This window comes from Bradyrhizobium sp. BR14999, assembly GCF_056106085.1.
Window position 1 is genome coordinate 1,414,668 of the sequence record NZ_CM148536.1, and the last position, 21,028, is coordinate 1,435,695.

The window sequence follows — 21,028 nt, forward strand, 5'->3', positions numbered from 1 at the left end:
AGATGAGAAGAGATGATGTGAAACGCTGGTCTTAAGGCGCTACGCAGCGCGACAGCGTCGAATTCGGAGGCCAGGCTTGGCGAAAAATAACCGACTGAGCCGCGCTCGGGCCCCAGTCCTGGTAGGGAAGGCCGGAGCCATCCCGGGTCATGATCGACATCAGCGGGTAGGCTGGGTGCAGGGCCTGAGCGGGAATCTCCACCTCCTCGCCCGTCGCGGACGTGAAGCGAACGGCCAGCGAGAGTCCGTACAAGGTTGCGGTCGCAAGACCTCGGCGGCGCGAGGCGATCACCCGCCGGCTGATGAAGTTTTTCCAGGTCATCTTTTTCCAGGTCATCTTCGGTCTCCGTCGATTGGTCCGGGCATGGTGATGGTTTAGCGGATCGGATCTGCCGCTGCGCCAGAGCGATTGCCGTGGTTACAGCGCGATTGCTGCTAACGCTGGCGCCTGCGCCAGTCGCTCGGGCTCTCCCCGGTCAGCTTCCTGAAGGCAGCCGCGAATGCCGTCTGCGAGGAATAGCCAAGCGCGGCTGCGATCGAGACCACCGCATCGTCACTGTCGCGCAGCATCGTCATGGCCTGCTCGAGGCGGTGCTGGCGCAGCCAGGCATGCGGCGACAGCCCGGTGCTTTCCTTGAAGGCACGGCAGAAGTGAAAGCGCGACAGACCCGCATCGGACGCCAGCGCATCGAGCGAGACGTCTGCATCGCTGTCGGACCGCAATCGTTCGATCGCACGGAGCAGGACCTTCGGCGACAGCCCGCCCATGGTCGGCTGCAATGTGGTCGGCGAGCCCGAATGGGCCGCCAGGACGCGCGTGGCCAGAAGATCCGTCAGCTGATGCCGGAACAGATTATCCAGCGCGCCATGGCCCTCCAGCGCGTCCGCTGCGCTCAGCAGCAGTCGGGACGTGATGGGATCGGGATGCGCCGTTCGCTCCAGCAGGTCGGCCGGTCCGGTGGTCCCGGCCTCGTCGGCAATGCGCTTCAGCGTCGCATCGGGAAGATAGAGCTGAACCACGTCGACGGGTTTCGGAATGTCCCACCTGGAGCTCGATCCTTCCGGAATGATGATCAGGACCCCCGGACGAAACGTCCCGATCGCGACCGATCGTCCCGAGCGCCGCTCCATGCGCTGCATCACGCCGTTGTAGGCCATGATCACGTGGTGGCTCATGGGTTCGACGACGTCGTGCAGCGGATCGTGCTTCCAGTGCGCGATGCCGGCGCCGGAGGCATCCAGCGCCATGCGAAACGGTTCGGTCCTGAGCACGCGCGCCATCTCCGCACCGGCGACGCGCCGGTCGGAATGCGAGCTGTCCTCCCCCTGTGCGCCAGGCGCGGGTGGCAAGCCCTGCTGCGAGGGATCGCGCATGGGAGCAGTGTTTCCGGTCATTGTCGCGCCTCCTGATCAGTCGAGCTTCAAATCAGTCGCCCGTATTTGTACGGACGGCGCGCGTTCTATGGCTGCGAGGGCCCAGCGTATTGCCTGAAGCGGTCAGGCTTTGTCCGATCCTGCTCCAAGCAGGCGCGGGGTTTCGCGAACGCACGATGGGCGGAGGGGGAGGGAAACGTTTTATGACAAAAGGCGTGAGAGGCGGTCGCACGGATGTCGCGAGCGAACGTTCCGCGTTCGGTCGCGTGCCATCAGTTCAGCCGCATCACGAGCGCTTCGGTGCCGATCGTCACGGACACCGCGGATCGAGCGGCAGTCATGAGCGCGCGGCTCAAGCCGCCGCGGCCTGCGCCGACAAGAGCTGCTTCAGTTTCGCCGCAGGTACCGCCGGGCTGAACAGCCAGCCCTGCATCTGGCTGCATCCGAGCTGGCGCAGCACCTCGCGCTGGGCCTCGGTCTCGACGCCTTCGGCGGTCGTCGCCATGCGGCGGGCGGCAGCCATGTGCACCACGGCCTGCACGATCGGCGAGGAATCCTCGGGTTCGCCGATGTCGCTGATGAAGCTGCGGTCGATCTTGATCTTGTCGAAGGGGAAGCGGTGCAGATAGCTCAGCGACGAATAGCCGGTGCCGAAATCGTCGAGCGCGATGCGTACGCCGAGCTCGCGCAGCTGCTGGAGGACGGTCAGCGCCTCCTCGTCGTCGCGAATGAGCACGGTCTCGGTGATCTCGAGCTCGAGCCGTTCCGGCGCCAGCCCCGACTCCGCGAGCGCGGCGGCGACCTTGAGCGCCAGCGTCCGCGACCGGAACTGCACCGGCGAGACGTTCACCGCAACGTGGATCTGGCCGGGCCAGCTCGCGGCTTCGGTACTGGCCTGCTTCAGCACCCATTCGCCGATCTCGCCGATGAGGCCGGTCTCTTCGGCAACCGGGATGAAGTCCGCGGGCGAAACCATGCCGCGCTCGGGGTGGCGCCAGCGCAGCAGCGCCTCGCAGCCGGTGACGACATTGGCCGCGAGGTCGACCAGCGGCTGGTAGTGCACCTCGAACTCGCCGCGCGCGAGCGCCTGCCGCAGATCGAGCTCGAGCTGCCGGCGCGCCTTCGCCTTGGCGTCGTATTCGGGTGAGAAGACGCGGAAGGTGCGACGCCCTTCCGACTTCGCGGCGTACATCGCAAGATCGGCGCGCTTGAGCAGGTCGTCGATATTATCGCCATGGTCGGGCGCGATCGCGATGCCGATGCTGGCATCGGTCGGAATCTCCTGGCCCTTGCAATTCACGGGTGTGCGCAGGGCATTCAAGATCGTTTCCGCAAGCGTGGTCAGCTGGGCCTCATCGTGGGTGCCGGCCTTGATGATGGCGAATTCGTCGCCACCGAGCCGTGCCACCATGTCGTTGCCGCTGACGCAGGCGCGCAGGCGGTTCGCGACCTGGCGCAGCAGCTCGTCGCCGACCTCGTGTCCTAGCGAATCGTTGACGCCCTTGAACTCGTCGACGTCGATATAGAGGATCGCGAACGGCTTGCCTTGGGCAAGCTCGGCGACGCGGCGCTCCAGATGCCCGCGCATCAGCACGCGGTTGGGCAGGTCGGTCAGCGCGTCGTAATGCGCCATATGGGCGATACGCTCCTCGGCGCGGATGCGCGCGGTGACGTCGTCATGGGTCGCGAGCCAGCCGCCGGCCGCGCCCGGCTGGTTCTTGATCTCGATCAGCCGGCCGTCGGCGGTCTCGACGATGGTGCTCTGGATGCGCCCGACATTGTTCAGGATGTCGTCGCAATAGGACGAGACGTCGCCGTCGAACGAGCCGGTGTCGTGGCGATGCTGGATCACCTCGCGGAAATGGGCGCCGGGCTTCACCACCTCGCTCGACAGGGCATACATCTCGATATAGCGGCGGTTGCAGACGATCAGCCGCTCGTCCTGATCGAACATCAGGAGGCCCTGCGTCATGGTGTTCATGGCGGTGTCGAGCCGCTGCTTCTCCAGCGAGAGCCGGTGCGTCACCTGACGGAAGATCAGATAGAGCGTGAGCACGAGCAGGCCGATCGACACCACGGCCACCGTGACGAAGAACTTCGTCTGCGTGCGCCAGGTGGCGAGCGTCGCATCCATCGACTTGGTCGCAACCACCACCAACGGCTCGCCGGTGAGGAGGCGCGAGGCGACGATGCGGTCCTTGCCGTCGATCGGGCTTGCGAGCTTCGTGGTGACGAAGGTGCGCTCGAACACCGCCATCTGCTCGGGCGTGCCCTTGCGGTAGTTCTGCCCGATCATCGCGTCGACACGCGGGATGCGCGCGAGCAGCTGGCCGTTCTGGTGATGCATCGCGATCGAGGATTCTTCGCCCAGCCCAGTCGAGGCGAAGAAGGATTCGAGCTGCTCCGGCGCGATCGCGCGCGAGACGAGCCCAAGGAATTCGCCGTGCGGGCCGGAGACGCGCCGGGCGAACACGATCGCCGGTCCGTTGCCGAGCCGGCCCTGTACGACCTCGATCTCTTCCTGCGCGGCCGGATCGTTCTTGAGGCGATTGAAGTAGCCGCGGTCGGCCACCGAGATCTCGGCGACCGGCCAGCGCCGCGACGAGTTGATCAGCACGCCCTTGGAATCGAACACATTGGCGCCCGCGACGTCGGACCAGCCGCTGGCCTTTGCGCGCAGCACCTCGTGCATGGCGAGTGTGCCCATCTCGCTGCGGAACACCTCGGCGGATTCGATGCCGCGGCTTTCGAGCTCGGCGATGATGCTCTTCTGGAGCACCGCAAAGTCCTCGAACTCGCGGTCGAAATGCCGCGCCAGCAGCCGGACGGAGCTCTCCAGGCTGTCGCGGCCGCTCTCGATCGCGTTCTGCCGGAAGCGGTCGACGGTGAGCGCGGTGCCGATGGCGGTTGCGGCCATCAGCACGAAGCCGCCGACGATCAGCCATGTCAGCGGTGCCCCGCGCCAGCGGCGCAGCAACACGCGCATCCGCGCGGTCCATCGGATCGATGTGCCCATCCAGTCCTCCCGTGGGACGCAAGATGCAGCAAAACCGACAAGACCGCGTTACCAGCAAGGGTTACGAAAATATGAATCGGAACGGAATCAGGGGGTTGTTCCCCGGCGTCACCGCCGGATCTCCCACTTCAGGGCTTCCGCATTCGCCTTGGCGAACATCGCCGGCACGTCGAAGGTCCCGGTCTTGAGATCATAGCGGCAGCGCCAGTCGGCGAGGCCCTTCATGGCGACGTTCTTCGGATGCTTGTCCATTTCGCCCGACAGCGAGATCACGAGGTAACGGTTGTCGGGCCATGTCACGCCGAGACCGCGATAGGCCTCTTCCGTGCCTTTCACGAGATTGGCCGAGATGTGGTAGTCGAGCTTCATCTTCCGCGTGTCCGGCCGGCTGTGGAAATAGGCCCAGGCGAGATCGCTCAGCGAATGCTTCGTCGCGCTGACGAAGGCGCCCTTCTCGACATGGTAGAGAAAGAGGTCCTGCTCGCCGGAGCCGGTCTTCTGCATCCGCACCAGCCATTGCGAATCGCTCGTGAAACGGAAGCCGGCCGGATAGCCCTGCTCGGGCTTCAGTTCGGTCATCCCTTCGCCGTGTCGCGCCCACACCTGCCATTTGACGTCGAAATCCTCGCCGTCCTTCATGTACTGCTCGAGCTTGGTGGCCTTGTCGGGCGAGGTGAAGCCGAGATGTTCATCGTCGGTGAGGACGAAGCCCGGCGGCGGGCCGGAGGCAGCAAGCGCAGGCGAGGCGGCCAGCGTCAGGGCGAGCGCCAGCCATGGTGCAGGGCGGCAAAATGCGTTCACGGGGAAAATCCTTAAAAAAATTGGGCGCAATGCGGTCTCGTTGATTTGACGCCGACGGGGCCCTGCCGGTTCATCTCGGGCGCGGCTGCGCATCATCCCAACGATCGTCTTGCTGCCGCAGCGAAAACGGCGCAATTTGCGGCCCTCGGCTGATTTGCGTCCCAAGGTTCATTTCCGATGATCACCGCATCCAAGGCCTTCATTGCCTTCTGTCTGCTCGCGGTGGGCGGCACCGTGCTGGTGATCGGCCCCACCGAACTGCGCCGCCTGCTGCCGGGCGAGGCGAAGACCGAAGTCGCCGTCGGCGCCAAGCCGGAGGCCAAGGCCGAAGCCAAAGTCGAACCCAAGGCCGAAGCCAAGCCCGCGCTGAAGCCGGAACCCAAGCCGGAAGAGCAAAAGCTTGCCGCCAACGCGCCGCCGGCCCCAGCCGCATCGCCGTCGCCGGCGCCCGAGCCGAAGGCGGGCGCGCTGGCCGAGACGCAGAAGCAGGTCACGGCGCTGGCCGACCTCGCGCCGGTCAAGCCGCCGCCGGCAGCGGCGGATGCGGGTCCGCGTTTTGACGTCGCGCGCATCGACGATCATGGCGAGGCGGCGGTGATCGCCGGCCAGGCCACGCCGGGTGCGAAGGTGGAGCTGCTGCGCGACGGCAAGCCGCTCGACACCGTCACGGCCGATGCGTCGGGCCAGTTCGTGATGACCCCGCTGCAGCTTCCCGCCGGTTCCTATGAGCTGACCTTGCGGGCGAAATCGACCGACGGGACCGTCACGCAATCCAGCCGCAGCATGCCGGTGACCATTGCCGAGGCCGCGCCGCCGCCGGCACCCGCCGTGCGGCAAGAAGCGAAACAAGAGGCGAAACAGGCCGAGAAGCCTGACGACAAGCCTGAAGTCGTGGCCTCCTTGCCCTCGGCATCGCCACACCTGGCCTCAGCGCCCGACAGGCCCACGGCTCGGCCCAGATTGACGGGCGCACCGAAGCCGAAGGTGATGGCCCGGGCAGCGTCGACCGCGGTCGCATCGGCTTCCCCGGCGGACGCACTCAGTGGCACACCTGCGGAAGCGGGTGGCAGCCGTGTGATCTCCCGCGGCGACAGCCTGTGGGCGCTCAGCAAGCTCGCCTATGGTGACGGCGCCCGCTACGCCGTGATCTTCAACGCCAACCGCAACAAGATCCACAATCCCAATTTGATCTATCCCGGCCAGACCTTCGTGATGCCGCCAAAGGCGCAGTGACGGGCACGGTCTTTCCTCTCCCTCTCGCCAAAAGCGGGAGAGATAAGCAGTTGCCCGCGACGCTTTGCCCTCTGTGGTTCCGGAACAATCGGTTCCCCCGCGCGTCATTGTGATGCGACGCAGTGCGCGCTTGGCGTTGGGAGGAGGCCGAGGTGGTCAGGTCAGTTTTCATGTCCGGACGCATGGGACTGGCGGTGGCGGGCGCTGCTCTCATGTTTGGGGCCGTGCTGCTGCCTGGCAAGGCCGAGGCCCAGTTCGGATTGCGCGGCGGTCCGCTCGGCGTTGCACGTTTTGCCGTCGGCCACATGATCGGCCTGTCGCGCTTGCGCCATGCCCGCATGGCGGTGCGCGGTGGCCGCTACCGCTCGGCCGCGCTGAGGTCGCAGGATCCCCGCGGCGGCGAGCGCGGCCAGCCGGCCAACCCTTACGTCCTGCGTGCGGCGCTCACCGCGCAGGCCGCGCTGTCGGGCTGGCAGGGCGGTCGCCGCCCGCAGGGCTGGTGGCGCCACCCCGATGGCAGCTATGGCTGGGTCGGCCCGGTGTTCTGGCCGTTCGCGCATGACGATCTCACCACCGCGATCTTCTTTGGCGACACCACCAGCCTCTCGCTCTATGGCTATGGCGACATCTATGCCGCGATCTTCACGCCTTATGCCGCCACGGAGCTTGCCGCCTACACTGCACCGCAAGGCCGGCGCGCGCGGCGCACCCCGTCCGCGGAGACTCTTTGCGAAGCCAGCGACACCGGCGGTCTGCCCGTCGAACGCATCACTGCCGCCGTAGCGCCGAACGAATCGCAGCGCACCGCGCTCGACGAGCTCGCATCCACCTGGAATGCTGCGCGCGACACCATCCGGGCCGCCTGCCCGGCGCAGGCCCCGGACACCGCCGCCGAGCGCCTCGGCCTGATGCGCGAGCGGCTTGAGGCCATGATCAAGGCAATTGACGCGGTCGCGCCGCCGCTTGCGAAATTCGTCGGGCTTCTCAATGACGACCAGAAAGCCAGACTCAATGCGCTCGGCAATGAGCGTCGCGCCGCGCTTGCCGCGGCTCAGCCGAAGGACGCGCAGGCGGCCGCCGCGTGCAAGCCGGGCTACGATCCCCGCTATGACGAAAAGGCGCAGCGCCAATATGAGCAGCTGGTGCAGCAGCAATGGCCCGCTGCCGAGATTGCTTCCACGCTCAAGCTCGACGAGACCGCCCGCGCCCGCTTTGAGGTGCTCCAGGACACCACGCTGCGCACCATGGAGACGCTGAGCGCCTGCCCGGCGGAAGCCGCCGCGACACCGCAGGCCCGCCTCGCCGCCGTGAAGGCGCGACTTGAGACGATGCTGCAAGCGGTCGGCGGCATCAGCGATGCGCTCGACGACTTCGAGGCCGATCTGAGCGACGAGCAGAAGGCCGGCTTCGAGGCGATCGGACCGAAACGGGGGGCGTGATCACCCGCACGCCCAGTCGAACTTCATGTCCCTGAAGTCGAGCTGCGCATTGCCGCCGCCAAAATTATAGCCGCCGAAATATTCTTCGAACTCGATGTAGAACGGGCTCATCTCCGGCACCGCCTGGCACGGCCGCATGGTGCCGCCGAGGTGATTGTGGGCGTGGTCCTTGCTCCAGTCGTGCAGGCGGAAATTGTCGCGGCCCGGCACGCCGCCGACGTAATAGTAGTAAGGCTGATAGCCGGTCGGCGCCTTCTCGCGTGTGTGCTCGTCCTGCGGGCCCTTGCCGGCGTTCGGATCGCTCGCACGCGGCGTCAAGGCAATCGCGCGATTTTCAATGAGAGCAGCGCGCGGAGCGCTGGCGAACATCTTCTGCCCGTATGGCGGCGCGGCCTCGAAGAAGGCGCTGGCGCCACCAACGTCGAGCCAGCGCGGCCGCTCGGCCGTCGCAAGCGCCAGCGGCGCCGGCGGCGTCGCGAACGCGCCGTCATATTCGGCCTTGGTGAGCAGCAGCGCGGCATATTCATAGTCGAGGATGTCGGTCATCCGCGACAGCCGCGGATGCGCTGGTAGCGTCAGCACGGCCTCGCGGATTTCTGGGTCGTCGGGCGCGCCGCCGTCATTGTGATCGGGCGCGGTGGCAAAGAACGACACCGCGGCGATGTCTTCGCCATGCACGCGATAATCCTCCGGCAGCAGAAGCGTGAAACCGTGCATCAGCGGATAGCCGCTGACCGGATCGAGCGGCCATTGTTCGGATGTGATGCCCGGCGGCAGCCCATAGACCCAACCATGATCGCGCGCGCGGTCAGCGGGACGGTCCAGCATCTGCAAATCATAAGCACGCGAAGGCAAGGCAAACGCCACAGATCGTCTCCATCCGGATTTTCGCGAAGCGAGGATTGGTCGCAGGGAGGCGGGATATGGTTCGTGGGAGGGTGAATTGCGCGAGATCCTCGGCTTCGCCGGTGCGCCTCCCAAGAAGGCATCGGCTGCAGGCCTCTTGAGGAGAAATGATATCCGTTTTATGATATACATTAGATGATGTATATCATGGAGGGTTCCGTGCTGGTTTCCAAATGGGGAAATAGCTTGGCGGTTCGCCTGCCCAAGGCGCTTGTCGAGGCCCTGAATCTTTCGCCCGGCGACGAGCTCAACGTGGTGGAGGCCTCGAAGGGCCGGCTCGCAGTAGAGAAGATCGACAAGCGAGCGGAATTTCTCAGGCAGGTGGAGCAGTTCCAGTTTCCCCTGCCCGAAGGCTACAAGTTCGATCGCGATGAGGCGAACGAGCGGTGAGTGCCTTCTTCGACAGCAATATTCTGATCTACGCCTATTCGACCGACACAAAGCGCCAGCGGGCGCTGAACACGATTGCTGGCGGTGGTGCCATCAGCGCGCAGGTGCTGAACGAGTTCACCAACGTGTTGCGTAAGAAGCAGAAGCAGGATTGGCCAATGATCGAGGCAGCTGTGCAGTCCCTCCGCTTTCGCTTTCCCGACATCTTGCCGCTGACATCACACACGCACGCCGCGGCGCTTGCGCTTGCCAGCGGTCACACCCTTGCCTTTTATGACGCGCTGATCGTCGCTGCGGCGGTCGAGGCCGGCTGCGACACGCTCTACAGCGAAGACCTGCAACACGGCCGCAGCATCGGCGGGCTCACCATCGTCAATCCGTTTCTCGGGAGCGCACCGTGAACGCCCAGACTCACGTCGCCAAGATCTGGAATTTTACGCATGTCCTGCGCGATCAGGGCGTCTCTGGAGCGCTTTCGTAACGTCGCGAAATCAGCCTGAGCGCCCGATCATGTCAAATCACGCCAGCACCCGCGCGAGATTCGCGTAAGTCATTGATCCCAAAGCCCCCGGCTACTGTGCATGGGGTTGTTTTCGCACTTTTTGTTTGGCCGCTCAGCCTCGCCGCCGCGCCGCCGCGGCATCCACCACGTTCTCGACCTCGTCGCGCCAGGACAGGATCTCCATCGCGAGCACGGGGTGATTGAAGCCCTTGAGCTGGAGATCGTCGAGGGCGCGGGCTTCGACCCAGGGCTCGACCATGCCGTAGACGCGGCGGCTCACCACGATCTGGTTGGGCTTGGCCTCGCCGCAGAGGCGGGAGGCGAGGTTGGTGACGCTGCCGATCGCGGCATATTCCAGCCGCTGCTCGAAGCCGACCTGGCCCAGCGTCGCATAGCCGAGCGCAATGCCGATGCCGAACCCGAGGCTATGTCCGCGGTTGCGCCAGCGCTCGGTCAGCGGGCCGATGGTGTCGCGCATCTCCACCGCCATCTTCACCGCGCGCTGGATGTGGTCCTCGAATTGGATCGGCGCGTTGAACAGGATCATCACGCCGTCGCCGGCATATTTGTCGAGCGTGCCCTCATATTTGAAGATCAGCTTGCCGAGCGCTGCGTGATATTCGCGCAGCACGTTCATCGCCTCTTCCGGCTCGGTCGCTTCCGTGAACGCGGTGAAGCCGCGCAAATCGCAGAACACCACGGTCACCTCGCGGCGTTGGCTGGTGAGCAGCCCCTCGGGGCTGTCGGAGGAGGCGATCAGCTGTGCGACCTGCGGCGCCAGGAAACGCTCGAGCTTGCGGATGCGCTCGATCTCGCCGAGCTGGGTCTTGACGCGCGCCTCCAGCGACTTGTTCCAGTCCTTGAGCTGCTCGGTCTGCTCGCGCAGCTTGTCGGCCTGGGCGCGCACGGTCTCGTTCGCCGTCTCCAGCGCGTGGCTCTTGTGGTCGACCTCGGTGAACAGCCGCGCATTGCGCATCGCCAGCACCGCCTGGTTGGCGAAGGTGCGCATCAGGCCGATGATGCTGGGGGCGAATGCGCCGCTGGCACGGCGCAGCACCACCAGCGAGCCGAGCGTGCCCTGCTGGTCGACCAGCGGCACCACCAGCACCGCGTGGAAGCCGGCATTGATCGCGGCGTCGCGCAGCGGCTGCTCGGTGGCATCGTCGAGATCGGCCAGCGCGATCGGCGCGCCGCTCCCGGCCGAATCGCTCAGGATGTTCTCGCCTTCGTCGATGGTGACATGCGCGCCCTCGGCCGATTTGTCGATGCCGCCCGCCTCGACCAGGTTGAAGCGGCGCTTGTCCGCGTCATAGCCGTAGATCAGCACGGCATCGGCATGGGTGATCTCGATGGCGCGGGCCGCGATCGTCGGCAGCACGGCATTGAGATCGAGCGAGGAGGCGACCGCGCGGCCGACCTCTTCCAGCACCTTGAGCTCGTGGATCGACTGCGCGAGATCGCGGGTGCGCTCCTCGACCTTGGTCTCCAGGTTCGAATAGGTCTCCTGGATCTGATCGGCCATGCGATTGAACTGGCCGGCGAGGTCTTCCAGCTCGTCGGAGGTGTGGACGTCGATGCGGTGGCTGAAATCGCCCTCGCCGAGCTTGTGCGCGCCGTCGCGCAGCGCCGTGATCGGGATGATCATGCGGCGGGCGAGCAGCGTGCCGGCGAGGATCGCGACCAGCAGCCCCATGCCGATCAGCAGCGCGATGCGCACCAGCTGGTCGCGGATCGGCATCAGGGCCTGCGTGGTCGGCTGCTCGAACAGCACGCTCCAGCCGAGCTTCGGCACCGTGCTTGCGGCGCTCATCACCGCATGGCCGTTGAAATCGGTGCCCGACGTGTCGGGCTCGCGGCCGGGCGCAATCGCGGCCGCGACCTGCGGCAGCTTCGACAGGTCCTTGCCGACATCGGGCCCTTTCGAGGACGTCGCCAGCACGCGGCCCCGCGGATCGACCACATAGGCGAACGCGGCCTTGCCGACCTGGGCGTCGGACAGGAAGTCGGAGAGGAAGCTGAGATCGATCTCGGCGACCGTGACGCCGGCGTTGAAGCCGGAATGCGCCACCGAGATCGACATCAACGGGGTCCGGTCGGCGAACCAGGCCGGCGCGTAGCTGACGCCGCGGGCGACGGTGTCGGTGAAGCGCATGTCGCGGGAGAGGTCGGCATTGCTGCCGGTCGTGGTCGACTGGCGCGAGACGCGCAGCACCTCGCGGCCGTCGCCGTTGAGCTGGAACAGCTGGTTGACGACCGCGACCTGATGCAGGAGCGAGGCGTAATCGGCACGGCGCTTTTCGAGCGTGTCCTGGCTCGCCCGCGTCACCCAGCTGATCTGGCGTTCGAGCTCCGAGATCGATTGCTCGATCCGCCGCGCGGCGCCTTGCGCCTTGTCCTCCAGCCCGTCGGTCAGCGACGTCCGGGTGGCGCGGTAGGAGATCCAGGTCTCCATCGCGCCGTTGACGGCGAGCACGAACACGACGAGGCCGACGAGGGAGACGACATATTTGGCGAACAGGCCCTCGCGCAGAAACCGTGTCTTGTCGTTCGCTCCTGCCATCCCGATCCTCTCGCGCCGCCATTGCCGCCGCGCGCTACCGGCCGTACCGGCCCTTTCGCGCCGTTCTACCACAATTTGGGTCAGGGGATTGCCAAGGGGCCGGCCGAGCCGCCGTTGTGGTTACCCGCTATGGACGTCAGAAGCGGTGGCAAAGGGGCAGGTGGAAAAGCGGATGAATTGCCGCAGCCTGCGCGTTGGTCCGCCCCTCATCGATTAAAGAGTTGCCGCAGCACGTCGTTCATTGGCTGACTATCCTGCTGCGCGACGGGCGGATCCTCCAGGGCGGGAGCGGAAGGCGAGGCCTGTGGGGCCGGCGTGGATGGCGTCGCCGGCAGGCTGCGGCTGCGGCCGGTGCCAGTGCCGGTCCCGGCACCGCTGGAAAGCCCCTGCTGGATCAGATTGCCGATGGCTTCGCCCAAGGGGCCGCCGAGCAGATTGTTCTGTCCCGGCTGCTGACCTTGCGGATTGGCATTGCCGGTCGCATTGCCGCCGCCCGGTGCGGTGGTGCCGCCGAGCCCGAGGCCGCCCAGGATATTGCCGAGCCCGGCGCCATCGGGGCCGAACAGGCCCTTGCCCATCTCGCGCAGCTTGGCATAGGCGGCATCCGGATTATCCAGCACGCCGGCCATGTCAGGATAGATCCGCGGCTGCGACCAGGTGCCCTGGATCATCACGGGAATGCCGAAGCCGACCGGATCGGACGTGCGGCCCTGGCCCTCGGTCGTCATCACGAGCTTGGGCTCGACGCGAAAGCCCATCATCTTGGTGTCGAGGGCGATGGTGCCGGCGCCGGTCACGCGCACCAGCGGTCCGATCAGATTGAGATCGGTCGTCACCGCCTGGCCCTTGTCGATGCGGAAGGAGGCCGAGAGCTGCGACAAGTCCGTGCTCTGCTCCTGGCCGGGGTCCTGGCTTTCTTGCCAGCCGGACAGCGTGCTCGTGGTCAGCGAGCGGATCATCTGCGCAACGTTGATGCCGCGGATCGCGCCGTCCTGGAAATTGACGAAGGCCGTGCCCTGCATGTTCGCCATCAGCGCGCGCTGGCTGGCGCCGGCGCTGCGCAAAGCGAGCTTGGCCTGCAGCTTGCCGTCGATCCGGTCGAATTCGGCAAGGCCCTGGAGCAGCGGCAGCGCGCGCACGCCGACGAGATCGGAATGCATGGCGAAGCTCGGCGCGCCGGTGGTCGCATCCAGGATCACCTCGCCCGAGACCTGGCCGCCATAGGCGCCGAGGTTGGCGGTGCTGGCCTTCAGCACGCCGCCGGCGAGTTTTGCATCGAGCGCGAGCGGCGAAAGGCTGGCATCGCCGATCACGGCTTCGTTCGCCGAGATCCTGACTTGCGCGTCGACATAATTGAGCCCGGAGACGTCGATCGGCGCATTGCTCCAGGGTTGTCCGGCCGTGCCTTCCGGCGATTTCGCCAGCGGAATCGCGAGCCGCTGGAAGTCGAGATCGACCTTGACCAGCGGCTTGCTCGCGATGTCGACCGAAGCCCAGCCGTTGAAGGCGCCGTCGCCGAGTCTGCCATTGACGCCGTTGATCATCACGACATCGCCGCTCAGCCGCATGTCGGCGTGACCTGCGAGCTGGGATTTCAGCACGTCGGGCATGTCGATGGCGAAGTCGACCGGAATCGTCGGCCGGTCGCCCGGCGCCGTCGGCGTGGACGCCTTGATGTCGAACTTGGTCGGGTGCTCGCCGACGCGCGCGGTGCCGGTGATGTCGACCCGGCGGTCGCCGCCAACGACGGCATCGGCATTGATGGCACTGATGCGGCCCTCGACGCGATCGCGTATACGCGCGAATGCAACCTCGCCGTCGATGACCTTGACGCGGTCGATGGTCGCACCGCTCGTGTCGAGCGCGAGCGGCTTCGACGCGGTGCCGGCATTCGGCAGGCGCTCACGCAGCAACGGCTGGTAGAGCACGGGATGGGTGACGACGAACTCGCTGATCTCAGGGCGGCCCGACCAGACGCTGGAGAGCGACATGTCGGCCTGCACGCTGTCGACCGTCAGGCGCGTGATGCCGCTGCGGTCCTTCGGGTCTTGCAGCGTGATGTCGTTCAGGGTGACGTTCAGCGTCGGCCACAGGCTGATCTTGGTGGTGCCGTCGATCGACAGGCGATAACCGGTCGCCCTCTCGACCCGCGCGGCAATCGTCGAGGTCAGGAAGCCGGAGGGGATTCCGACCACCAGCAGGACCGCGATCGCGATGATGACGACAGCCAAAGCCGCGCCGACGAATTTCAGTGCTCTCATGTCGACTTCCCAACGACGGACGATCGGCAGCGAACCCGGCAGATTAACTGTCCTTTGCGCCCGTCTTTTGTGCCTCAGTTTATCCCGGGACGGGAAGCGGCTCCAAGCGCGCAAAAATAGTCGGGGGGTGCTGCAAAGTTATGTGACTTATGACACACTTCTCCGGCGCGGTTTTACGCGATCCTGATGTTGATGGTTCCAAGCGATTTGCCAAGGACATTCACGAGTAAATTGACGAGGACATTGAAATGAGCAAGCAGGCCGAATTTGCGGTCATCCTGAAGATGAACGCGATGTTCGCGGATCTCGGCGCGGACGAACTCCAGCGGCTGTCCAATCTCTGCCACACCCAGCATCTGGGGAGCGGCGAGGTGTTGTTTCAGAAGGGCGATCCCGGAAACGCGCTGTTCGGCGTGCGCCGCGGCCAGGTCCGCATCGAGACCGGCGCCTCCGACGGCAGCCGGCTGACGCTGAACTTCATGGGGCCGGGCGACCTGTTCGGCGAGGTCGCGGTGCTGGACGGCCAGAGCCGCACGGCCGATGCCACCGCGGGTGAGGCGAGCGAATTGTTCGTGCTGCGGCGCGAAGATTTCCTCGGCTTCCTCGAGCGCGAGCCGAAGGTCGCGATCAAGATCATCGCGCTGCTCTGCCAGCGCATCCGCTGGCAGAGCGAGCGCATGGAGGAATCCATGCTGCAGCCGCTGCCGGTGCGGCTGGCGCGGCGGCTCTGCGCGCTCGCCGCCGATTTCGGCTCCGAGGTGCACATCTCGCAGGAGCAGCTCGGCGTCTTCGTCGGCGCCGCCCGCGAAAGCGTCAACCGCCAGCTTCAGGCCTGGCGCAAGGAGGCGATCCTGGATCTCCAGCGCGGCCGGATATTGCTGCGGAACATGACCAAGCTGACGGCGATCGCGCGGAACGAGTAGGAGGTAGTTAAGCTGCTTCCGGCACATAGTGCAGGGTTAGCAGCTCTGACCGCAGGCATGGTGCTATAGCATATGATCGGCCGTCATCATCGCTGAATTCGACGAGCACCGTCTTGTCGTCAAGCTCTTCGACGATCGTGCCGACGTTTCCTCGCGCCAAGCGGTGCTCTGGAAGGCTCGCCAGCAAAGCGACGACATCCAGTGTCGCCGGCGCCCGCTTTCTTTTGCTCGCTACGCTCATCATAGCACCCAACAGGTGACGAATGTCGGCCGGTCGTCGCCGGTCCGTATGATCCATGCGGTTCTTACCACAGCCTGCTTCTGTTGTCGCCTAAGCAGGATATCCATGCGCCAGCGGCTGCCCCAGCGATCTGTCGCAATCTGGGACGCATCGCCAGAAAGGACTGCATTGAGGAGCGCACTGCGAAGCCAGGTTGCATCACCGCGCTGAAGATCGAGAGCGTCGCGGAAAACTCTCGCTTTGTGTCGACCGCGCGAATGCGAGGGGTTCAGGCAATAGTCTTCGAGCTTCCGAATGTCGACAGTAGCCTTCTTGCCATTCGGAATATGCATCGTGATGGCACCCAGTTTCGTTCCCGCTAACTCTACTCCGCCGCTGGGCGCGCGATATTCTTCGGCGCTGGTGTGGCTTCCGCCGGAGCTGCTCCGTGGTGGCCGGCAGCCTCCGCATCCTCGCTGTGCACGATCAGCCGCTTGCCGAAGCGCCAGATCAGGGCGCCGAAATCGTCCATCACCATGAACATCGCGGGCACGAACACCAGCGACAGGATGGTCGAGAAGATCAGGCCGCCGATCACCGCGAGCGCCATCGGTGAGCGGAACTCGCCGCCGGCGCCGACCGCGAGCGCGCTCGGCATCATGCCCGCGGCCATCGCGATCGTGGTCATCACGATCGGACGGGCGCGCTTCATGCCGGCATCGATCATGGCCTCTTCGCGCGGCTTGCCGGCGTGAATGGATTCGATGGCGAATTCCACCAGCATGATCGCGTTCTTGGTGACGATGCCCATGAGCATCAGGATGCCGATCCACACCGGCGTGGTGAGCTGCTTGCCGGTGACGAGCAAGGCGGCGATCGCGCCGCCGATCGAGAGCGGCAGCGAGAACAGGATGGTGATCGGCTGCAGGAAGGTGCCGAACAGCAGCACCAGCACGGCATAGACCATCATCAGGCCGGCCGTGATCGCGGTCGCAAAACCGTCAGACAATTCGTTGAGGCTTTCGGCGTCGCCCGAGGGTGAGACTTTCACGCCTTTCGGCAGGCTCTTCATCACCGGCAGCTCGTAGATCTTCTTGGTGGCATCGCCGAGCGCGGCGGAGCCGACGAGGTCGGCCGCGACGGTCGCCTGTCGCTCACGGTCGTAGCGGTTGATGCTGGTGGGGCCCTGGTCGAGCTTGACGTCGGCGATGACCGAGAGCGGCACGCCGCCCTTCTCGCCGTGCTCGCCGAGCGGCACGCGGAGCTGCTCGAGCGTCTTCAGATTGCCGCGCGCGGCGTCCTCGAGCTGAACACGGATCGGCACCAGGCGGTCGCCGACGTCGAACTTGGCAAGTGCAGGCCCGACGTCGCCGATGGTGGCGACGCGGATGGTCTGCGACAGGCTTTCGGTCGAGACGCCGAGCCGCGCGGCGAGATCGGCGCGCGGCTCGATGCGCAACTCGGGTCGTTCCAGCGAGGTTTCCGAGATCACGTTGGAGATGGTGGGAATGCGCTTCATCTGCGTCGCAAGCTCGCTCGCGACGTTGTTGACGATGTTGGGATCGACACCGGTCACCACCAGCGAGATCGCGCGCAAGCCGTTCTCGTCCAGGAACCAGAAGCGGATGTCGGGAACGTTCTCCAGCTCCTGGCTGATCGAGAACTCGAGCTCGCGCTGAGTGATGTCGCGGCTGTCCTTGGGCGTGTAGTTGATGATCAGGGCGGCGCGCCGGACTTCCTGGGTGCCCGGCGGGACGCGCCCGCCGTCGACGAAGATGCTCTTCACCTCGGGCCGCTTGCGCAGGCGCGCGACGATGTCTTCGGTGACCTTTTCGGTATAGGCGAGCTGAGTGCCCGGCGGCAGCTCGAGCGCAAGCAGCGAGCGGGCGCTGTCCTGCGCCGGCAGGAAGCCCTGCGGCAGCAGCGTGATGCTCCAGATCGAGGCGGCGAAGATGCCGAGTCCAATCAGCACCGTGATGAAATAGTGCCTCACCGACCAGGCCACGATTCCATGATAGGACCGCAAAATGCGGCCGGGCGGCGGCTCCTCATGCGAACTGTGCTTGAGGAAGTAGGCGGCCAGCACTGGGGTGACGAAGCGGGCCGCGAGCAGCGAGAAGAACACTTGCACCGAAACGGTGATGCCGAACTGCTTGAAGAACTGTCCGGCGATGCCCGACATGAAGCTCGCGGGTGCGAAGATCGCGATGATCGTCAGCGAGATCGCGATCACCGCGAGGCCGATCTCGTCGGCAGCCTCTAACGCGGCACGATAGGGCGACTTGCCCATGTTCATGTGCCGGACGATGTTCTCGATCTCGACGATGGCGTCGTCGACCAGAATACCCGTCGACAGCGTGATGGCGAGGAAGCTGACGAGGTTCAGCGAGAAGCCGAGCAGGTCCATCGCCCAGAACGCCGGGAAGATCGACAACGGCAGCGAGATCGCGGCGATGATGGTCGCGCGCAGGTCGCGCAGGAACAGGAGCACGATGACGACGGCGAGGATGGCGCCTTCGAACAGGGTCGAGATCGCCGCGTGGTAGTTGCCCTTGGTATATTCGACCGAGGTGTCGATCAGCTTCAAATCGACGTCGGGATAGGCGGTCTTGAGCGCGTCGATGCGCTTCTGCACGGCCTCGGCCACCTTCACATCGCTGGCGCCCTTGGAGCGCTTGATGCCGAGCGCGACCACCGGCTCGCCGTTGAATCGGGCGAAGGTGCGGCGGTCGGCGATGGTGTCGGTGACGGTGCCGAGATCGTCGAGCCGGACCTCGCCGCCGCCGAACAGCGGGATCATGGTGCCGGCAAGATCGCCCAGCGTCTTGGCGCCGGCGAGCGTGCGGATGGCCTGGTCGTTCTTGCCGATCTCGGCGCGGCCGCCGGCGACGTCGACATTGGTGCCGCGCAGGCTCTGGCTGACATTGACCGCGGTCAGCCCCATCGCCTGCAAACGGTCGGGATCAAGCGAGACCAGGATCTCGCGCTCGACACCGCCGATGCGCTCGACCTGGGCGACGCCGCGCACGCCTTGCAGCGCGCGCTTGACCACGTCGTCGACGAAATAGGAGAGCTGCTCCGGCGTCTTGCCGGGTGAGATCGCGGCATAGGTGACGATCGGCAGGCCGATGACGTCGACGCGCTGGATCAGCGGTTCGGTGACGTTCTGCGGCAGGTTGGAGCGCACGCGCGTCACCGCGTCCTTGACGTCGTTGAGCGCGCGGTCCGTGTTGGTCTCCAGCGCAAACTGGATCGTGGTGACCGACAGGCCATCGGTGATCGAAGAGGTGATGTGCCGCACGCCCTCGACGCCGGAGACCGCGTCTTCAACCGTCTTGGTGACCTGGGATTCGAGCTCGGCCGGCGCTGCGCCGAACTGCGAGACCGCAACCGAGATCACGGGGATGTCGGCCGACGGCAGCCGTGTGATCGCGAGCTTGGTGAAGGAGGTCCAGCCGAGAACCAGCAGGATGATCGAAAAGACGACAGACGGCAGCGGATGACGTATCGACCATGCCGAGATATTAAGAGCCATCAGCGTACTCGCGTGCGATCGAGTTCATCGGCGAACATGGTTTTGATCTGGTCGCCATCATGGAGCGAAGAGCCGGCGTCGGCGACGACGATTTCGCCGACCTCGAGCCCTTCCAGGATTTCCGTCGCGCTGTCGGACGACAGTCCGACCCGCACCTTGCGCGTCTCGACAATATTGCCTTTGACGACTTGCACGGTGAGATGGTCGATCGCGGTCTTCGGGATCGAGACGCCGCAGCTTCGCTTGGCGTCGATCGAGGCGCGGGCGAATACGCCGACCTTCAGCGAGGGATTGTTGGTGACGCTGATGCGGACGCGCCCGAGCTGGGTGGTGCGGTCGATTTCGGGCGCAACCAGCCGGACCCGGCCGATCAGATCGGGTGCGTCATCGCGGCTGATGCGCACGGTCGCGCCGGAGCTGAGCTTGGGCATATGAACCGCCGGGACTTGGGCGTCGAGCTCGATCTCGTTGTTGACGGCGATGCGGAACATCGGGCCGGCCTGCGGCGAGGCCGGCGCGCCGACGATGGTGCGGACCTCGGTGACGAGGCCCGGCGCGGGCGCCTTCAGCGAGAGCGGGCCTTGCGGGCCGGGGCGCTGCGGCTGGCCGGGCATCTGCGGTGGCGCGGTCAGGCGCGCCAGCTCCTGATTGTCGGTGACAACAGTGCCTTCGGTGACGAAGAGGTCCGTGACCCGCGAGCCTTCCTGGTCGGCGACGACCACGGCCTCGCGGCGCGGCACGAAGAAGCCGGTCACCCGCACGAGGTCGGAGAAGCAGGCATTGGTCGACTTCGTCACGATGACGAGCGCCTCGCCCGGCGTTTCCTTCGCCTCGGGGCGGCGCCGATGCTCGAACAGATAATAGCCAATGCCGAGCGCGACGACGAACGCCACCGTTCCGGCCGGCTTGAGATATGCGGAAAGGTTCATCGCCGGATCACCCTGGCCTGGCTCACGGCCGTCCGTACGAGGCCTATCGAGAGCGTTTCCCCGAAATAAAGCGGCGTCCCGCAAGGCTGCGGGACGCGCTTTGGAAGCGAGACGTTACACCACATCACGACGTGTCACTGCAAAGGATTGCGTCGTGCTTACTTCGATGCGGTGGTCTTGTTTTCCATGTTGACCACCTGCACGCGGCGGTTGACCTCCGCCATCGGCTGGCTCGGATCCTTCAGCTTGCTCTTGCCATAGCCGACGGTGACGAGGTCGGTCGCCGAGATGCCGTACTTGTCGACGAGGTAGCGCTTGATCGAATCCGCGCGGCGCTCCGACAGGTCCTGGTTGTAGGCTTCGCCGCCGGCGGCGTCGGTGTGACCGGCGACCACGAAGGTCGAGCCCTTCAGGTCGGGGCTGGTCAGCGCGCGACCGAGCGCCTGCACCGAAGGCATCGATTTGGCGCTGATATTGGCGGAGTTGTAGTCGAACGTGATCTCGAGATCGATGTTCGGCTTGTCCTTGGCGACGGAGGCGATTTCCTCGCGCTCGGTCGACGACAGCGAGCGCGTCGAGCGGCCGCGCACGGATTGGATCAGCTTGGTCTCCGCCGCGTTCGGCGCGGGATCGGCCTGCGGGGTGATCGAGAGGCCGCGGGTCAAAGGCTTCTTCGGCGGCGGCGCGAGTGCGCGGACGATCTCGTCCTCGGTGACGTTCTTGCTGTTGCTTTCGTCGCCCGCGAAGGCGGGCGACGCCGGCAGCGACAGAGCGGCGCCGATGGTGATGATGGACAGGATCGCGGTCAGTCCCTTTGCAGCCAATTTCATAGCAGTCCCTCCTGCGCAGCCAGCTCGCGCATTTCCAAATTCCTGCAATAGCCCTCGGGAAAGGCCCCCTTGCGGCATCCGCCCATTAGTCTTCCTTGGGCTGTTGAAG

General features: G+C 65.6%; 17 protein-coding genes. 5 read left to right on the forward strand and 12 right to left on the reverse strand.

The annotated features are described in order from the left end of the window. Window positions 1–31: 31 nt before the first annotated feature. The 4 genes from ACR9YP_RS06660 to ACR9YP_RS06675 form a co-directional block, all read right to left on the reverse strand. Complete coding sequence (locus tag ACR9YP_RS06660; protein ID WP_244551392.1) at window positions 32–337, reverse strand: hypothetical protein; 306 nt, start codon at window positions 335–337, stop codon at window positions 32–34. A 98-nt stretch (window positions 338–435) separates the two neighbouring features. Then, window positions 436–1,395 carry a helix-turn-helix transcriptional regulator gene (locus tag ACR9YP_RS06665; protein ID WP_438103545.1) on the reverse strand — a complete coding sequence of 320 codons (960 nt, stop codon included), beginning with the start codon at window positions 1,393–1,395 and terminating at the stop codon, window positions 436–438. Window positions 1,396–1,726: 331 nt separating this feature from the next. Continuing rightward, on the reverse strand, window positions 1,727–4,390 hold the full coding sequence (locus ACR9YP_RS06670) for a bifunctional diguanylate cyclase/phosphodiesterase (protein WP_438103544.1): 2,664 nt from the start codon (window positions 4,388–4,390) through the stop codon (window positions 1,727–1,729). Between the two features lie 108 nt (window positions 4,391–4,498). Further along, window positions 4,499–5,191, reverse strand: coding sequence for a hypothetical protein (locus ACR9YP_RS06675; protein ID WP_438103543.1), 693 nt, complete (start codon window positions 5,189–5,191; stop codon window positions 4,499–4,501). Between the two features lie 177 nt (window positions 5,192–5,368). On the opposite strand from ACR9YP_RS06675, the gene ACR9YP_RS06680 reads away from it, so the two are divergent. Further along, entirely contained in the window at window positions 5,369–6,424 is a 1,056-nt protein-coding gene (locus tag ACR9YP_RS06680; RefSeq protein WP_438103542.1) for a LysM peptidoglycan-binding domain-containing protein, read from the forward strand. Window positions 6,425–6,594: 170 nt separating this feature from the next. Further along, a complete protein-coding gene (locus tag ACR9YP_RS06685; RefSeq protein ID WP_474221000.1) occupies window positions 6,595–7,863 on the forward strand; it encodes a Spy/CpxP family protein refolding chaperone in 1,269 nt (422 codons plus the stop codon). On the opposite strand, the gene ACR9YP_RS06690 is transcribed toward ACR9YP_RS06685, so the two are convergent. Continuing rightward, the gene (locus tag ACR9YP_RS06690; RefSeq protein ID WP_438103541.1) at window positions 7,864–8,691 is read right to left on the reverse strand and encodes a hypothetical protein; all 828 of its coding nucleotides are present in this window, start codon (window positions 8,689–8,691) and stop codon (window positions 7,864–7,866) included. It lies immediately after the preceding gene. 237 nt (window positions 8,692–8,928) lie between these two features. On the opposite strand from ACR9YP_RS06690, the gene ACR9YP_RS06695 reads away from it, so the two are divergent. Both ACR9YP_RS06695 and ACR9YP_RS06700 read left to right on the forward strand, forming a co-directional pair. After that, complete coding sequence (locus tag ACR9YP_RS06695) at window positions 8,929–9,159, forward strand: AbrB/MazE/SpoVT family DNA-binding domain-containing protein (RefSeq protein WP_091897901.1); 231 nt, start codon at window positions 8,929–8,931, stop codon at window positions 9,157–9,159. After that, window positions 9,156–9,560: a PIN domain-containing protein gene (locus tag ACR9YP_RS06700; protein WP_438103540.1), complete on the forward strand. Its 405-nt coding sequence runs from the start codon at window positions 9,156–9,158 to the stop codon at window positions 9,558–9,560. The genes ACR9YP_RS06695 and ACR9YP_RS06700 overlap by 4 nt, the downstream gene beginning before the upstream one ends. 213 nt (window positions 9,561–9,773) lie before the next feature. Here the strand turns inward: ACR9YP_RS06700 and ACR9YP_RS06705 are convergent, their stop codons facing one another. Next, on the reverse strand, window positions 9,774–12,221 hold the full coding sequence (locus ACR9YP_RS06705) for an adenylate/guanylate cyclase domain-containing protein (protein WP_474219245.1): 2,448 nt from the start codon (window positions 12,219–12,221) through the stop codon (window positions 9,774–9,776). Window positions 12,222–12,427: 206 nt separating this feature from the next. Further along, window positions 12,428–14,482, reverse strand: a complete 2,055-nt coding sequence (locus tag ACR9YP_RS06710; protein WP_474219246.1) for an AsmA family protein — start codon at window positions 14,480–14,482, stop codon at window positions 12,428–12,430. Between the two features lie 248 nt (window positions 14,483–14,730). On the opposite strand from ACR9YP_RS06710, the gene ACR9YP_RS06715 reads away from it, so the two are divergent. Next, entirely contained in the window at window positions 14,731–15,405 is a 675-nt protein-coding gene (locus tag ACR9YP_RS06715) for a Crp/Fnr family transcriptional regulator (RefSeq protein WP_128930729.1), read from the forward strand. Window positions 15,406–15,412: 7 nt separating this feature from the next. Here the strand turns inward: ACR9YP_RS06715 and ACR9YP_RS06720 are convergent, their stop codons facing one another. From ACR9YP_RS06720 to ACR9YP_RS06740, 5 genes are all read right to left on the reverse strand, one after another. After that, window positions 15,413–15,703 carry a DUF4926 domain-containing protein gene (locus ACR9YP_RS06720; protein WP_438103537.1) on the reverse strand — a complete coding sequence of 97 codons (291 nt, stop codon included), beginning with the start codon at window positions 15,701–15,703 and terminating at the stop codon, window positions 15,413–15,415. Further along, window positions 15,646–15,978 (reverse strand): DUF6883 domain-containing protein, encoded by a 333-nt coding sequence (locus ACR9YP_RS06725; RefSeq protein ID WP_438103536.1) that lies wholly within the window; start codon window positions 15,976–15,978, stop codon window positions 15,646–15,648. The genes ACR9YP_RS06720 and ACR9YP_RS06725 overlap by 58 nt, the downstream gene beginning before the upstream one ends. A 32-nt stretch (window positions 15,979–16,010) precedes the next feature. Further along, entirely contained in the window at window positions 16,011–19,160 is a 3,150-nt protein-coding gene (locus ACR9YP_RS06730; RefSeq protein ID WP_474219247.1) for an efflux RND transporter permease subunit, read from the reverse strand. Then, a complete protein-coding gene (locus tag ACR9YP_RS06735; RefSeq protein WP_091899067.1) occupies window positions 19,160–20,089 on the reverse strand; it encodes an RND family efflux transporter in 930 nt (309 codons plus the stop codon). Before ACR9YP_RS06735 ends, ACR9YP_RS06730 begins: the two co-directional genes overlap by 1 nt. 158 nt (window positions 20,090–20,247) lie before the next feature. Next, window positions 20,248–20,919, reverse strand: coding sequence for an OmpA family protein (locus ACR9YP_RS06740; protein WP_474219248.1), 672 nt, complete (start codon window positions 20,917–20,919; stop codon window positions 20,248–20,250). Window positions 20,920–21,028: the final 109 nt, after the last annotated feature.

What these genes read in the sequence shown, in the direction of transcription:
- ACR9YP_RS06660 (WP_244551392.1), bottom strand. Translation starts at nt 337, where the DNA reads ATGACCTGGAAAAAGATGACCTGGAAAAACTTCATCAGCCGGCGGGTG.
- ACR9YP_RS06665 (WP_438103545.1), bottom strand. Translation starts at nt 1,395, where the DNA reads ATGACCGGAAACACTGCTCCCATGCGCGATCCCTCGCAGCAGGGCTTG.
- ACR9YP_RS06670 (WP_438103544.1), bottom strand. Translation starts at nt 4,390, where the DNA reads ATGGGCACATCGATCCGATGGACCGCGCGGATGCGCGTGTTGCTGCGC.
- ACR9YP_RS06680 (WP_438103542.1), top strand. Translation starts at nt 5,369, where the DNA reads ATGATCACCGCATCCAAGGCCTTCATTGCCTTCTGTCTGCTCGCGGTG.
- ACR9YP_RS06685 (WP_474221000.1), top strand. Translation starts at nt 6,595, where the DNA reads ATGTCCGGACGCATGGGACTGGCGGTGGCGGGCGCTGCTCTCATGTTT.
- ACR9YP_RS06690 (WP_438103541.1), bottom strand. Translation starts at nt 8,691, where the DNA reads ATGCTGGACCGTCCCGCTGACCGCGCGCGCGATCATGGTTGGGTCTAT.
- ACR9YP_RS06705 (WP_474219245.1), bottom strand. Translation starts at nt 12,221, where the DNA reads ATGGCAGGAGCGAACGACAAGACACGGTTTCTGCGCGAGGGCCTGTTC.
- ACR9YP_RS06710 (WP_474219246.1), bottom strand. Translation starts at nt 14,482, where the DNA reads ATGAGAGCACTGAAATTCGTCGGCGCGGCTTTGGCTGTCGTCATCATC.
- ACR9YP_RS06715 (WP_128930729.1), top strand. Translation starts at nt 14,731, where the DNA reads ATGAGCAAGCAGGCCGAATTTGCGGTCATCCTGAAGATGAACGCGATG.
- ACR9YP_RS06720 (WP_438103537.1), bottom strand. Translation starts at nt 15,703, where the DNA reads ATGGATCATACGGACCGGCGACGACCGGCCGACATTCGTCACCTGTTG.
- ACR9YP_RS06725 (WP_438103536.1), bottom strand. Translation starts at nt 15,978, where the DNA reads ATGCATATTCCGAATGGCAAGAAGGCTACTGTCGACATTCGGAAGCTC.
- ACR9YP_RS06730 (WP_474219247.1), bottom strand. Translation starts at nt 19,160, where the DNA reads ATGGCTCTTAATATCTCGGCATGGTCGATACGTCATCCGCTGCCGTCT.
- ACR9YP_RS06735 (WP_091899067.1), bottom strand. Translation starts at nt 20,089, where the DNA reads ATGAACCTTTCCGCATATCTCAAGCCGGCCGGAACGGTGGCGTTCGTC.
- ACR9YP_RS06740 (WP_474219248.1), bottom strand. Translation starts at nt 20,919, where the DNA reads ATGAAATTGGCTGCAAAGGGACTGACCGCGATCCTGTCCATCATCACC.